The sequence below is a fragment of the Pseudomonas sp. PNPG3 genome (genome assembly GCF_023093815.1).
In the GTDB taxonomy this organism is placed as follows: Bacteria; Pseudomonadota; Gammaproteobacteria; order Pseudomonadales; family Pseudomonadaceae; genus Aquipseudomonas; species Aquipseudomonas asiatica.
On the sequence record NZ_JALLKV010000087.1, the window covers coordinates 1 to 14,691 of the forward strand.

The following is a 14,691-nucleotide window of genomic DNA, read 5'->3' on the forward strand; positions in this document are numbered from 1 at the left end:
TCCTCCTCCCTTCAAGTCTAACCATACAAGCTGGCTTGCCGGCGATAGGGCCGGTACAGGTATTACATTTGCTGGCATGATGCAGCCATGCCAAAGCTCACCCCCCTGCACGCCGTACGCCGATCATTGCCCACCCCCGGCCACCACACCTTGTGGCTGCGCTACCGTGCCCCTTACCACTGGCCCTCGACCCTGGCCTTCCTCGCTGCCCGCTGCATCCCCGGCATCGAGACCTGCCTCGACGGCACCTACCGCCGTACCCTGGTAATTGCCGGCCGACACGCCGTCTTGCACGCCACACCTTCGGGCAGCCAGTACTTGCGGGTCCGCCTTGAAGGCGTCCCGGCCCACGCGCTACCCGGCCTGACCGCCAGGCTGAGGCGGGTCTTCGACCTCGATGCCGACCCCGCGCGCATCAATGCCGAACTGTCCCGCGATCCGCTGATGGCCCGCCTGCTACAGGAGCGCCCAGGCCTGCGCGTGCCACAAGGCTGGGACGCCTGCGAACAGGCCATGCGCACTGTGCTGGGCCAGCAAGTCAGTGTGGCCGGGGCCATGACCCTGGCCGGCCGCCTGGTGCAACGCCACGGCGTGCCCTTGCGCTGGCCCGCACCTGGCCTGAGCCACGTATTCCCGGCGTTGCCGGTATTGGCAGTTGCGAAGTTCGATGGCATGGGCATGCCGCGAGCGCGCGCCGCCACCCTGGGCACGCTGGCCAATGCATTGCTCGCCGAGCCCAGGTTGCTGCGCCGCGGGCAGGTGCTGGATGAACTGCTGCGCAACCTGTGCCAGCTCAAGGGTATCGGCCCCTGGAGTGCGCACTACCTGGCATTGCGCCAGGCCGGCGCGGCCGATGCCTTGCCGCTGGGAGATGTGGCGTTGATCAAGGCGTTGCGCCTGCTCGAAGGCGAGGACGCCCAACTTGCGCAACGAGCCCTTGCATGGCGACCGTGGCGAGCCTATGCGGCACAGCATCTTTGGGCATCGCTAGGGCCTGTCGGGACCGCTCGTCGCTAAGTCTGCCATTGCGTTCGAACGCGCAGCCCGCGCAGGCAATCTTCCACTAAGGTGCTAGAGGATTCCCTGCATGATCATTGCCCAGGCGCATGAGCGCCTGCCCCGGCATGCGCAATATCAATTGGCACCTCGCCCGACAAAGGCGTACTCACACAACAGGCCATCCCAAAGAGAGGGTCGTACCATGTCGTTGATAGGAGTTTCGATGCTAGAAATGCGGCAGATGATCGAGCAGGCCTGCCTGCCCGACCGTTGCGAAGTCAGCTGCACGGATGGCGCCAACCTGACCATACGCCTGGGTCAGGGCCAGAGCCTCGACGAGGGCGTGACCCTGAGCGGGGTCCCCCTGCAAAGCCTCAACAGTTGCCGTGACCTGGTCAACCTGGTGGGGCAGCTGCACGCGCTTCGTGACAGCCACCCGGCGACACTCAAGGCGATTGCCTGAGGCGCCTGCCGCGCCCCGGTCAGCCCACGTTGGCCGGGCGCACATATTCCGGCATCAGGCCGTTGAACCAGAACAGGATCATCGCCACCAGGATGGTGACCAGCAGCAGTAACCCCACCCCCCACACGCAGGTCGCGAACAGCATGGCCTGTTCCTTCTTCAGCCGCAGGAAGGTCTGCAATCCGCCATACAGCAACACGCTGGCATACGCCGAGGCAGCCAGCAGTGCCGCCAGCGCCAGCCAGCGGATCGGTAGCAGGCCGACCACCCCGGCAAAGAACCATGGTGTGGCGCAGTAGGCGGCAAAGCCGATGCACTGGTTGAGGCTGGGCTGTGCATCGAAACCGCGCGACATCCAGCGGATCATCGTGCCCATCAACATTACCCCGACGACCGTTGTGGCGTAGAGCAAGCCCGCCAGTTGGGCGGCGCTGGTCATGCTCAGGCGCACCCGTTCCTCGGCCGCCAGGCTCCAGCCGAAGGTGGTCGTGCCGACGAACAGGCACACAGCGGGGATTAGTGCCAGGACCAACAGGCGCGGCAGATATTGCTGCGGGTGGTCTTCCTCGGCCCGGCGGATTTCCAGCCAGGCGTCGGCGGGGTGAGTGAAGAGTTTGAGCAACGGACTGTTCATTGACGTTCTCCGCGTTCTCCGGCAGGCATGGGCCCTTTTGCTATGGAGACGTGACGCGCCCGGTGGGTTCAGCCGGGTTGATCGCCGTTGATCGTCTTACAGCAGTTCCAGCAGCAGGTTCAGGCCGCCATCACCGCACTTGCCCTGGTCGCGGACCACTCCGTGGTAACTGCGCCCGTCCCAGACGAAGGCCACGCTGTGGGCGCGGTCGACCTTGTCGGGCAGGGGCGGGCAAATGTGCAGGCGCAGGCCGGGGCGGCCTTGCAGGTCGAGGGCGGCGAGTTGGCACTGGCACTCCACGCTTTGCGCCACCGGGCCGAACAGGGTGTCGCGTACGTAATCGAGCTGTAGTGAGGCATTGGGCGCGCGGCAGGGCATTTTCATAGGCGCGCGGCTCCGCTTTGAGAGGGCGGGTAATAGGGCTGGTAGGGCATGGCGGGCTCCAGGCTGAACAGGGCATGGCATATCGTTTGAAGCTTGCCTGGCCAAGATGTTCAACCTGTTTCATGCGCGTTCATCCTGTTTGCGCCGGTTACGGGCCGTTGGCCGCTTCAGCCACCGGCCTTGCGCAAGGTCAGGTTGATCCGCCGTTCACCGAGGCGCGGATGCACGCCAGGCTTGATCGGGAGCACGCCGTGAAAGCGCAGGCGGTCCTCGCCACCCCAGACCAGCACATCGCCGTGGCTCAGCGGGATGCGCTGGGTCTTGTCGGTGCGCTGCAGGCCACCGAACAGGAACACCGCCGGCAAGCCCAGCGACACCGACACGATCGGCTGGCCGAAGTCCTGCTCGTCGCGGTCCTGGTGCAGGCTCAGGCGGGTGCCCGGCAGGTAATGGTTGACCAGGCAGGCATCCGGTACGAAACCGTCGAACCCGGCCATGGTCGCAGCGCGGGCGGCCAGTTCGAGCAACACGGGGGGCAGGGCGGGCCAAGGTTTGCCGCTGAGCGGGTCGCAGGGGCTGTAGCGGTAGCCGTGTTCGTCACTGACCCAACCCAACGTGCCGCAGTTGGTCAGCCCTACCGCCATGCGCAGGCCGCCCGGGGTGTGCATGTGCCGGAACGGCGCGGCACGCAGCACCGGGCGCAGGGCATCGAGCAAGGCCTCGATCTCGGCCAGAGCGAAGCCGGGCAGCAGCACGGTGTGGCTGGCCAGGCGTTGCGGCTGGGTGCCGAACAGGTCGAGGTCGGACTGGATCATGGGTCAGGCATCGGTTGGGGTGTGGACCATTGTAATGCGCTTGGCAGGCTTGGCCTATTCGCGGGCATGCCCGCTCCCACAGGGTTGGCGCAGGCTTTGACGGCGGTGGAGCACCTGTGGGAGCGGGCGTGCCCGCGAACAAGTCGGCAAGAAAAGAAGTTCTGACAGGAAAAAAGGAACCGCGGCACCAGGGAGAGGAGCACCGCGGTTCAAGGGGGGAGCGATCTACTGCTGGGTCACAGTGGCCACGTTCGCGCTGCCCAGCTGGCTGATGGTCGCGGTCTGGGTCACACCGCTCTGGTCGACATACGCCTTGTTGCCCTGGCCTCCCTGGGTCACGTAGGCAATGTTGTAGCTGTCAACCTGCTTGATGTTGGCTTCGTTGCCGCTACCGTACAGCTGGTTGGTGTAGCTCTGGTTGCTGTAGCCGGACTGGTCCAGGTTGATGACGTTGCCGTTGCCCTGGCTGTTGCCGTAGGCATAGTTGTCGGTGCCACGCTGGTCGGCGATCAGGATGTTGTCGGTGCCGTTCTGTTCGAAGTACAGCTCGTTGTTCATGTCGGCCTGCTTGGTCTCCATTTGGTTGCCGGTGCCTTTCTGGGTCAGCGTGGCCAGCTGGTTGTCACCGTTCTGGGTCAGGTTGACGCCGTTGCCATTGCCATTCTGGTTGATGGTGGCAGTCTGGTTGGTACCGAACTGGCCGCCCATCTTGGCGCCTTTCCAGTTGCTGGCGGTGACGCTGTTGCCAGTGCCCTTGGTGTTGATGGTCAGGTTGAGGTTTTCACCGTTCTGGTAGGTGAAATGCACGTTGTTGCTACCAGTCTGGGTGATGGTGGTGGTCGAGTTGCTGGTCTCGAACTGGTCCGACCAGCTGGCGTTGGCCGTGCCCTGTTGCGACAGGCTGACCTTGTTGTTCATGCCGAAGCTCTGGTCGATATAGCCTTCGTTCATCTGGCCGGACTGGGTCACTGATGCCTGGCTGGCGGTCTGGTTGTCCTGCCACACTTCCACCGAGTTGCCGCCACCGTACTGGCCAATGCCGATGGTGCCGCCGGTGCCGTCGCGCTGGTCGCCATACGCCCAGTTGCCCGTGCCGTCCTGGTAGACCTGGATATCACCATCGACGTGGCTCAGGTGCTCGGCGGCGGCGTAGTTTTCCTGGCCGGTCTGGTTGATGCTGCTGCGGTTGTTGCTGCCACCAAAGATCTGCTCGATGAAAGCTTCGTTGCGCTGGCCGGATTGCCAGGTGGTGGCCTTGCTGCCTTCCTGGCTTTCCTGCCATACGGTCGAGGCGTTTTGCGCGCCTTGCTGGGTTTGCAGCGACTGGTTGCCCAAGCCCAGTGACTGGCTGGCGAAGGCATCGTTGTAGCTGCCGCTTGCGTGCTGGGTGACCTGGCTGCCGTTCTCGAACAGCTGGTCGGCGTAGCCGGCGTTGTATTGGCCGTTGGCGCTCTGCTGGATATCGCTGGTGCTATCCGATTGCACCGCCAGGTGGTTGTTGCCCTTGCCTGTCTGGGTCTGGGTAGCCGAAGCGAATGGCGCCAGGGACTGGCTGACTTCAGCGATGTTTTCCTTGCCATCCTGGGTCTGGGACGAGGTGCTGTCAGCAGCCATGGCCTGACCTGCGAGGGCCAGGACGATAGCGGCACTTAACGGAGCGAGCTTGTACATGGGGGTGCCTCCAGGTCTATCGGTATTGGGTTATCTGCACGTGCTGTCCATTGCCGGCCTGGGTCACGGAGCTGTTCAGGCCGGTGCCGGACTGCACGATGCTGGCGCTGTTGTCGTTGCCGATCTGCTCGATGGCCGCACTGTTGCTGCTGCCGGTCTGGCGGATCGACGCGTTGTTGCCATTCCCCTGTTGGCTGATGAGGGCCATCAGGTCACTGCCTTCCTGCAAGATGTACGCTTCCTGCGCGCCACCGGCCTGGACGATGCGGCCCAGCAGGGCCTGGCCGTTCTGGTCGAGGGCGGCGCGGTTGCCCGCGCCTTGCTGCTCGATCACCGCAGCCTGGCCGGCGCTGGCCGGCAGCAGGCGGATGATTACCGGTTCGCCGAGGTCGTTGCCGGGTGCGAGGTCGGCATTGTCCAGCAGGTCCTCGGCCCAGCAGGCCTGGCCCACCACAGCCAGGCCGAGCAGCAGGGAGTACAGGCGTCTCATTGCAACCTCCGGCCTTTACTGCACGGTTACGTTGACGGTGCGTGTGGTGCCCTGGCTGGTGGTGATCGTCGCCGTCGGTGCCGCAGTCGGGATGATCGTGGTGCTGTTGCTCACCGCCAGGCGCCAGCGGCCGGTCAGCGCCACCGTGGCGGTGCCAAGGGTCTGCACGCCGGTAGTGGTGGTTACCCGCACGGTGACGGTATTGCCGGTGGTGACCGACGAAGTACCGCTGAGGTCCCAGTTGTAACGGTTGTTGGAGCGTGCCGTGACCGTGGCGGTCGTGACCGTGAAGGTTTCGGCGGCGGGCCGTGGCGATACGTTGACGGTGACGGTGCCGGCGTTGGACAGGGCCCCCAGCGAGTCACGAGCCTGGTAGGTGAAGGTAGTGGTGAAGGCCGTGGTCACCGTGGCCGGTGGGGTGTAGGTCACCGTGGTGCCGTCGGTACTGACGGTGCCCCGGCCGGCAGCCGGCTGGGTGACGGCAGCAACGCTCAGCGGTACGTTGCCTTCCGGATCGGTGTCGTTGGCCAGCACGTTGATGGTCAAAGGCACGCCCAGGGTGGCGACCGTTTCCGGGTTGGCGGTTGGGGCCTGGTTGGGCGCCACGTTGATGGTGACCGTGGCTGGTTCCGACTTCAGGCCCTTGGCGTCCACTGCCCGGTAGCTGAAGGTGGCCACCACGGGTTGCGTGGCCCCGGCTGGCGGGGTGTAGGTGACCGAGGTGGTGCCGTTCATCACCACGCCGCCAAGACCGGTACCGGGCTGGGTGAGGTCGCTGATGGTCAGCGGTACGTTGCCATCCGGGTCGCTGTCGTTCTGCAGCAGGTTGAGGGTGATCGGGATGCCCACGCTGGTACTGCCGGTATCGGCCTGGGCCAGCGGCGGCTGGTTGGCCGCCTCGACCGGCGCGTTGCCGACCACGACTACCGGTTCGACATCGCTGCCGCCGCGTGCCGATTTCACCGTGATGGTGGCTGGTGGCTGCGGCACGTCGTTGACGGTCAGGCTCTGCAGCGTGCCCGCCTTGGACAGGCGACCGTAGCCTTGGGCGATCAGGTCCGGGACCGCCACTTCGTCACTGGAACGGGCCTCTATCAACAGGCGCTTGTTGGCCCAGTCGTAGCGTGCGGTGCCGACCTTGACCACGTCGGTGAGCTTGCTCGACAGCGCGGTCGGCTGGGTACCGCCGGCGCTGTCGCTGGCGGTGACCACCACCACTGCAGGCGGTGCTTCCTGGCCGAACTGCTGGTGGAAGAACAGCCCGTTGTTGTCGGCGGTGAGGGTGTACTGGCACGGCGAAGGCGGGGTGCCGACCAAGGCAATGCCATTGCGCATGCACAGGCTGGCTGTGCTGGGCGCCTTGGCGAACACTTCCGTACGGGTGCCGGTGGCATTGCGCGAATAGGTGGCGCGTTCCAGGCTGACCGGGGTCTGGGCCCGTTGGTCGAGTACCTTGCCTGAAACAGTGAAGGTGTTGGTCTGGATGGTGCCAGCGGGGCCTTGAATGCGCACGAAGTTGGTATTGAAGGGGCTGCCGGTCACCGCCTCGGTGATATTGGGGTCGCCGATGTAGGTTTCGATGGCGCCGGTATCGGGGTTGACCTCGGTGTAAGGCCCGCCAACACCCTTCAGCCAAGGGCCGATCGCCCCCGCCAGCGCTCCCCGGAAGTTGCCTGGTGCGCCAATGCCAATGTCCCGGGTGATGTTGATCGCCCGACGCCCCGCCGTGGTGACGTTGACCGTCTCCACCCCGTAGGGATGGGTGATGGTGTAGGTACCGGTACTTGGGACCGAAGCACGGATGCGGATCCGGGCGAAGCTTTGCTGGTCACCATCGACAGGGTTTTCGGCGGCGAAGGCAGCCTCCACCCCGGCTACATAAACCTCCAGTTCATAGCCGCTGTTGCCGACCTGCGGAATGGCGGTTTCCGCCAGGAACCAGAACATCTCGGGCGGCCAGTTGTCCGGGAACACCAGCGGCAGGGCATCGTCATAGATGCCAGGCTCGGGCAACAAGGTACACATGTACGCCGGTGCCCCCGGCGCGCCTGGCGCACGCGTACTGGTAGCACGGGATTGGCACAGCTCCAGGGACTGGTCGAGGCTGTCCTTGTACCACATCGGATAGCCACCGGTGGCGAAGGTGTAGGGCCCCGGGTCGACATCGGACAGCGCGGCAAACGCGGCGCTGGTAACGGTAAGGGAGAAACCGGCGGCCAACAGCGCACGGCGCGACCAAGTGTTCATGCTGCCTCCTTGAAGGCTGAGCCTTTGTCTGTTCATGGCACCAGCACCACGTCTTCGGTGTCGCTACCGCCGTTGGTACTGGTGACCTGCACCTTGGCCGGCGGGATCGGCGACAGGCTGGTGCTCAGCGTCTTCACGGCACCTGTGCCGCTCAGGTTGCCGATCAGCGCGCCGTTGCCGGTGTGTGCGGTGAGCACTGGCGGCGTGGTTTCGTCGCTGGTGCTGGCCACCAAGGTCAGCTCGCCGGTGGACAGACGGAACTGGGCCTGGGTGATAACGACCAGGTCGGTCAGCGGTACATTGGCGGTGGTCAGGCTGCTGGCAGGGATCGCCACGCTGTTGTCGGCGGTCAGCGTCAGGATCGTCCCGGCGGCCGGGTCGAGCACCGACTGGGCGTACCAGGCACCGGTACCGTTGGCCTCGGTGAGGTTCAGGTTGGGTGTCTGGCTGGTCAGGGTGACGCTGGCCGGTGGCGGCGGGGCCATCACGAAGATGTCCTGCTGGGCGCGCAGGTCGCCGTTCTCGGTATGCCGCGAGTAGGTACTGCGTTGCGGCATCAGCGGGGTTGGCAGGGTCACTTCGGAAAGCTTGCCCGAAACCGCGAACAGCTCGGTGCGCAGGTCGATGCCGCCGGGGCCTTCGATGCGCACGTAGTTGGTATTGAAGGGGCTGCCGGTCACCCGTTCTTCCAGGTTCGGGTCGCCGATGAAGCGCTCGCTGCCTTCGGTGTAGGGGCCGTTGACACTGCGCAGGAACGGCCCGACATCGCCTTTCAGGGCGCCGGTGAAGTCGCCTGCGCCGGCAATGCCGATGTCGCGGGTCATGTTGATCGCCCGGCGCCCGGGCGCAGGTACGTCGAACACTTCGACGCCGTAGGGGTGAGTGACCACGTAGGTGCCGGCGGTTGGCACGTCGACCCGGATACGCACCCGGGCGAAGCTGACCTGGTCGCCGTCGACCGGTTCTTCGGCGGCAAATGCCGCTTCGATCGCGGTGCCGTAGCTGAGGTCGATGCCGCGAGTGGCGTCGACGATGGCGGCATCGGCGGTGAACCAGAAAGCTTCGTCAGGGAAGTTGGTGGGGAAGACGATGGGTTGGGTATCGTCGAACACGCCGGGGGTGGGCAGCAGCGTGCACATGTACGAAGGTGCGCCGGGTGCGCCAGGCACACGCGAGCTGACCGCCTTTGTCAGGCACAGGTCGAGGGTACGACCGTGACTGTCCTGGTACCAGGCTGGGAAACCACCGTTGGCGGGAACATAGGCGCCTGGATCGACAGCGTTCAAGGCAGCCTGCGCCGGGAGTTGGAGCATGCCGGCGAAAATGGCCAATGCCAGCGGGTGGGGTATCGGTCGGTGCATGAGACATTTCCTCCTGCAAACGGGCCCATGGACTTGGGGCGTCTGGCAGGAGATCGGCAATAGGCGTGCCAAGGCAGAAAAAATGTGCTGCAGCCCTTGCAGGGCAAGGGATCCATTTCTCTTGCAAGGGCGATTGCAGGGGGTGGGCCGTTGGGTACCGTGTCCCCAACGTTGGGGACTGGGGCAGGTGGTACCGACCCATTCGTAGCATCAGCTACCCGGTCGGTGCACCTTCGATCTCGACGTACGTAACTTGCGTGGCTTTTTCTCTGGTCGCTTGCCGGGTTTGAGTTGCCAGCGATCGGCATTGGCGAGCAGGCGCTTCTGGATCTCAGGTGGGTAGTCGCTCAGCGCTGTCACCGCTGGGACGGGCTTACCGGGCATGCCAGCTTCGCGGATAACCTTCGGCCAGCGCGGTCGCCAGCACAACAGCAAGCTCAGCCAATGGCCGGTGCCGATAATGACGAAGGCGGGCCAAACCAGGAGCAGGACGACTTTGAACAGCCAACTGCTTTTCCGGAAGAAACGACCCAATCCTTCGAACTGGGCGCTGAATGCCTGGACGGGCGAGGGGAGTTGGGTGCTCAGACGGGGGCGGGGGACGGCATGTGGGCCATCTTCCATATAGCGGCGAATGAACTCCCACTCGTCCCGAAGTTCGCTACCACCTTGGCCTTGCTTGCCGAGTAGGGCCACTTCCATGTGAGGGAGGCCAGTGCGGCTGGGGTGCCAGACCAAGCACAGCCTCATGCCCGCGCTGAGGGAGTCGTCTTCAGGGTTGACGCCGGTGCTTCCGGTTGTTCTCCAAGGGAATGTTGCTATACCTCCGCAGTAGCTTGGTCTATGGAGGTGAACTTGCTGGGTTTTTCGATTGAAACGAATGAGCAAATGGCGGCTGGTAAGCATTTCAAGTCGAGTAAAACGAAATCCGTATTTGGCATATAAGTAATAAATGGCTCCGCCAATTGATAGCATGTACGCGCTGAATAGGACCGAGAACGCAGAAAAGAAATCGGGTTGAGTCGCATTGATATAGATGGAGCCAAACGTTATGTGCAGCCATGCGTAAGTCATTGGGCCTAAACTGCCAAGCGTCATCATCGTGATAATGCCGCGTTTTTCTTCCGACCCGCCGCAGCGCATTTCCATATATGTATCGTTGAAAGAAAATATGGGGCCGCGTGCATTTGGTTTTTCGCTGACACTGTTGAAGTGTATGTCTTTATTCAAGTCATCTTCATGGAAATCCTTGTCAGCGCGCTCTACAGTCGAGCTCCTTTGCACTTCGAATTTCTTGCGCTTAGCCTCGGATTCAATCGCCATCTGCCACAGCCCCCGCTCGATAAGATACATTAAAGGACCTCGCTGAAAGCTGAATACAGGGCTGCTAACTCTTCTTGTTCATCGTAAGGTTTAGAGCCCTTTTCCAAGCGAAAGCTGCTCCGCTTGCACCACTTTTCCAGCGCATCGTCCTCAAGCAAGAAAATAATGGCGGTTAGTAGCAGGCCTACCCAGAACGCTCCTAAAATTAATTTGGTTAACAGCAAACGAGCCGCCTGCGTACCCAGTCTGGTAGCTAGGCTGCCTAATGATCGCCCTACAAGACGTATGAGTTTGCTCTGATTATTGATCGTAAGGCGATCGAAGAAGGGCTTAGCTATTCCTATAGCAGTTCCCAATTCTCCGATAGATAAAGCAAGTGTAGCCAGTGCGCGCGTAAAGTAGGCCCCACTCAATGTCCAAGATTTCGTTGAGACATTATGTTGAGTGTGATTTTTTACCCCGTCGGCGAAGTCCCACCAAGCCAGTACGAACCCTCCCGTCCCCGCTAATCCGGCTCCCCAGAGTTTCAACCTCCCCAAGGTCGCAACCGCACCTCTACCGGACACGCTATTTGCGCCGTAACGCGTCACCACCTGCTCCACATAGCTGGCCCCAATCTCGAAACCCGCCGCAGCCGTGGTCATGGCGGCTGCCATGAGTTCGGTCTTAATCCGTACATCACTGTCGGGCAGTTCGCGGGCCTTGAACGCCATCAGCATCCCTTCCAGCAGGCATACAAGACCGGAGACACGCACTTTGTAGAAGTCGCTCTTATTGGCTTGCATCAATCCTTCGGCCCAGGCTTGGTCCAAGTATCGTCCTGCCTGGCCAGCGCTGCGCTGCGGATTCAATGGCTGCCCGCTACGAGCGGCTTCACTCAGGCGAATGTCGACAGCTGTCTCATGTACCGAAGCAAACAGAGTCAGGCGCAGGCCATGGTGCAGGGCACGGTCCAGACTGTTGGGGGCTCCGGTACGAAGCACTTGTCGGCCCAGCGCCACGTACCAGGCGTATAGGCCGATGCTGGCGTGGCTGTTTCTGTTCTGCAGTTCTTCATATAAAGCGTTGGCGCGCCCGAAAGCATTCGCCGCAATGTGCGCTTGTCGGACAAGTGACTCACGCAGCACGAACCATGATTCCGACGGAGGTTTGGCCATGGCCGCTTCCCGTAGCGCCGCGAGCGCATCACGAATGTCATCCTGGTTGTACGTGATACCCCGTATCGCCAGGTTGCTCCGATCAGCAACATCACTGCGCCACCAGTGGTCCAGCACCGTCGTTCCCCATTCACTGAGCTCCATGCCGATAACGCATTGGCCGGTCTGCTCGGCAAAGGCCAGGCCATTGATCAGGTCAGCATTGTCGTAACGGTCCAGGGCCTTTAGTAGGCGTTCACTGATCAACCAGCGGGCATGATCCTTGGCCCGATCCTCTGACTCCTGGTGGGCCTGTTGCATGGCTTGCTCGAAACTTTCCAGCTGATCGTGCATCGCCTGACGGTCGACCAGATGGCCATATTTCTGGTCGAACTTCTTGCTGAATTCACCGGTATCCTGACGGTCCTGGACCTTGGCGCGCACGCCGCGCTCGAACTTCTCAAGGTGTGGTCTCATCCGCTCATCATGCGCATCGGCCTGTTGTCTGGCCCGATCGGAAAATGCATAGAACTCAACCGGCGTGGCCGGCTGGTTGCGAATGGTCTCGGCCATGACTTCGCGTTTGACGATCCGGTCGGCCATCATCTGCGGATAGAGCTTCTCGATCTCCAGGAACGATTGCGCGACCAGCAGCCTGCGCTCGTTATCCACGCCTGGTTCTACGCCGCGCCGCAGCCACTTGGTCTTTACGTCGTCGACGGCAGCATTGCGCCAGGCATTGAGCTCTTGGGTGATACCGATGGCGTCTTCGATGACGATTGCGGCGCCGCGGGGTTTGGTTTGATTAACCAGAGGTGCCAGGGCTTGTCGTGACGCATGCGGCGAGACGATCTGGTCGTTGTTGAACGGCTGCAGGTCCAGCAGTGCTTTCAGGTCGGAATCCTCCTGGGCTTTGAAATCGGCGACCCAGCCAAGTTGATCGTGCTTGAGTACATGGGCTTGCGGCGGTGCATCGGAGGGCTGGATTAATCGGGCGATATCGATGGCCGGCAGACTACTGCGATATTCGTCCTCAAGTAGGCGATAGTTATCGAGCATACGTGGGGTCAGTGGAGAGGGGCTGAACAAAGGGCGCAGTTCCTGGATGTCATCCAGATCGTAAAGAGTGATAGTCCAGCCAAAGCCGCGAATGATCTCCTCCAGGTTGGCGGCGTTGGGAGCGGATTCCCAAGGCGCGTCTGCGCTGATGTAAAGCAGAGAGCCGTTGGGGGCAACGCGGTACTGGCTGTGCCATTGATAGGCCGATTCGCTGTGACGCTTGATCAGCAGGTAGAGGAAGCCTTCGCGCAAAGGGCGGATGGCATAGCCAGAATGGGTCAGCTCGCCGACATCCTGAAAGGGGCTGAGGTAGTCCGGCAATTTGGGCAGGCGGGTACGTTGTGCCGGATTGCCACCGACGGCGGCATAGCGCAGGGGCAGCAGTTCGAAACGGCGTGTGCAGTTGGCGACAGGGCTGTTGCGCAAGGCAGGGCGGTAGCCAGTGGTGATGCGTCTGCAAAGTTCGAGGGTTTCGGTGACCGAGTCCATGGCTGTGTACCTCATTTCTTGGCGCGCAGGCATCGCTGCACGTTGTCCATCAAGGATGTTTGCTGTTCGCGTGTTGCGACAATCGCGTCCTGCCAGGCTTGCGAGCTACTGAGTTGTTCACCGTGGCGAGCTAGTACGAGCACATAGCTGATGAGGTCTTCCTCACGGTCCAAGCCTTGCTCGCGCGCCTGATCCAGGTAGTGTTGGATCAAACCAACCCTTGTTCCGTGGCAAGCAGTGGCGAAGGCCGCACAAGACGGCTCGTCCTTGATCAACTCGGCAAGTTGATAGCTCAGCGGGTCTCCCGCCAATTCAGCCCAACATTCTTCGTTTAGCGTGATTTGTGGGAGGTGCAGGGGCGGAGGCTGATCAGCACCGGATACTTGTAGCCACAACCGCTTGTTCGGGTGCGCTACAGGCGACCACCAGTGATGGATGGGAGCTAGCCATTCGCTTATCCCTGGCAGCTCACGATATGTATCCAGCACTCGCAAAGCTGCAGCGTTGTGGAAACGCAGGAGGTACAAATGGCCGTCTGCTCCCGTCACGATGTTGGCGTGGCTAAGATTCTGGGCAAGTTGGGCAGTTGGTAACGCACTGACGATCCAGCCGCAAACCGCGCCCGAAGCAAGCTGTTCGAGTTGCCATTGAAAATCGTACTGGGCCGACACATCGGAGCCTAGCCGCGACCCGAACAGCCAAGGGCCTGCTGTTCGCAGGTTGTGGAATTGGGTTTGTTGCAATAGTGGCCAGCAGCGATCTTCATAGTGCCGGGTCAACTTTTCCTGCACGCTGGTTGACAGCTTGGCCATTTCCACGATCGCGCTCAGACGATAGCGGTCGGAGGTACGCAGCACCTCCACCATAGTTCTGATAAATGGGCTTGGCATCAGCTTGCTCCTTCCATGCGAATCATGTTGTGGCCATCCGCGATCGCTCTCAGCAAGCAGCTGAGGCAAATGGGCTCGCCGGGCTCTGGTACGCCGAAGGTCGATGTCATGTGCTGGCTGCATTTGGCCTGCTGACTCACAGGCCCTTTGAAGGCCAGTGCCAGTCCGTCCAACGTGATACCGGCACGATCTATGCGCAGCAACCCGGCCGGACTCCTGATAGTCAGGCTTTCGCTGACCTGGATGTCATAGACCTTGGTTGTGTGGCGGATGGCTTCCCCGGTCTGCAAGGTGTTGTGACCGGCCACGCTCTGTTCCAGGTGACCGCCAATTTCTACCGTGTGATTGGCTGTGGTGATGTCCTGGCGGTGGTTGCCGACCTGTTCGATCCGGTCCAGGCCGGTGATGATGGTATGAGTCCGGCCAATGGTCAGGGTGTCGTCGTTGCCTATTTGGTGGGTCCGGTCCTGACCGATATTGACGGACTCGTCCCGGGCAATCTCTTCCCGGCGGTCCTGGCCAATCGAAAGGGTCTCATCCCTTTCGACACGCTCGGTGCGGTCGTTCCCGACTTGCGTGGTTTCATCATGTTTGACGATGTTGTTCTGGTCTCTTTCTGCGTGGATGAAGACTTCCTGTCGTCCCAGTTCGTCCTCGAAGCGCAGCTCGTTGAAGCCATCGCCTTTGTGGGTCTGGCTCTTGATGGTCATGCGGGTCTTGTGTTCGGGCA

At 62.0% G+C, this 14,691-nt stretch carries 12 protein-coding genes and 1 pseudogene; 2 read left to right on the forward strand and 11 right to left on the reverse strand.

All coding sequences use genetic code 11. The features are described 5' to 3' along the window. Positions 1 to 87 precede the first annotated feature (87 nt). Positions 88 to 1,017, forward strand: coding sequence for an AlkA N-terminal domain-containing protein (locus MJ643_RS29110; RefSeq protein ID WP_013972783.1), 930 nt, complete (start codon positions 88 to 90; stop codon positions 1,015 to 1,017). 184 nt (positions 1,018 to 1,201) lie between these two features. Next, positions 1,202 to 1,462: a DUF1652 domain-containing protein gene (locus tag MJ643_RS29115; RefSeq protein ID WP_024087193.1), complete on the forward strand. Its 261-nt coding sequence runs from the start codon at positions 1,202 to 1,204 to the stop codon at positions 1,460 to 1,462. A gap of 19 nt (positions 1,463 to 1,481) precedes the next feature. Here MJ643_RS29115 and MJ643_RS29120 read toward each other — a convergent pair whose 3' ends face one another. The 11 genes and pseudogenes from MJ643_RS29120 to MJ643_RS29170 form a co-directional block, all read right to left on the reverse strand. Then, complete coding sequence (locus MJ643_RS29120; protein WP_013972781.1) at positions 1,482 to 2,096, reverse strand: Yip1 family protein; 615 nt, start codon at positions 2,094 to 2,096, stop codon at positions 1,482 to 1,484. A 96-nt stretch (positions 2,097 to 2,192) separates the two neighbouring features. Then, entirely contained in the window at positions 2,193 to 2,480 is a 288-nt protein-coding gene (locus MJ643_RS29125) for a hypothetical protein (RefSeq protein WP_013972780.1), read from the reverse strand. 167 nt (positions 2,481 to 2,647) lie between these two features. Then, positions 2,648 to 3,295, reverse strand: a complete 648-nt coding sequence (alkB, locus tag MJ643_RS29130) for a DNA oxidative demethylase AlkB (protein ID WP_013972779.1) — start codon at positions 3,293 to 3,295, stop codon at positions 2,648 to 2,650. Positions 3,296 to 3,520: 225 nt separating this feature from the next. After that, complete coding sequence (locus MJ643_RS29135; RefSeq protein ID WP_013972778.1) at positions 3,521 to 4,966, reverse strand: curlin; 1,446 nt, start codon at positions 4,964 to 4,966, stop codon at positions 3,521 to 3,523. A gap of 16 nt (positions 4,967 to 4,982) precedes the next feature. After that, entirely contained in the window at positions 4,983 to 5,456 is a 474-nt protein-coding gene (locus MJ643_RS29140; RefSeq protein WP_013972777.1) for a curlin, read from the reverse strand. A 15-nt stretch (positions 5,457 to 5,471) separates the two neighbouring features. Then, a complete protein-coding gene (locus tag MJ643_RS29145; protein WP_013972776.1) occupies positions 5,472 to 7,703 on the reverse strand; it encodes an Ig-like domain-containing protein in 2,232 nt (743 codons plus the stop codon). A 32-nt stretch (positions 7,704 to 7,735) separates the two neighbouring features. Then, positions 7,736 to 9,064, reverse strand: coding sequence for a hypothetical protein (locus MJ643_RS29150; protein WP_023662458.1), 1,329 nt, complete (start codon positions 9,062 to 9,064; stop codon positions 7,736 to 7,738). Positions 9,065 to 9,274: 210 nt separating this feature from the next. Beyond that, entirely contained in the window at positions 9,275 to 10,417 is a 1,143-nt protein-coding gene (locus MJ643_RS29155; protein ID WP_047934881.1) for a DUF6708 domain-containing protein, read from the reverse strand. Beyond that, positions 10,417 to 13,071 (reverse strand): T6SS effector BTH_I2691 family protein, encoded by a 2,655-nt coding sequence (locus MJ643_RS29160; protein WP_047934882.1) that lies wholly within the window; start codon positions 13,069 to 13,071, stop codon positions 10,417 to 10,419. Before MJ643_RS29160 ends, MJ643_RS29155 begins: the two co-directional genes overlap by 1 nt. An 11-nt stretch (positions 13,072 to 13,082) precedes the next feature. Next, on the reverse strand, positions 13,083 to 13,961 hold the full coding sequence (locus MJ643_RS29165) for a DUF4123 domain-containing protein (protein WP_208209748.1): 879 nt from the start codon (positions 13,959 to 13,961) through the stop codon (positions 13,083 to 13,085). Next, positions 13,961 to 14,691 (reverse strand): annotated as a pseudogene (locus MJ643_RS29170) (type VI secretion system tip protein VgrG); the annotation flags it as partial. The gene MJ643_RS29165 and the pseudogene MJ643_RS29170, both read right to left, overlap by 1 nt.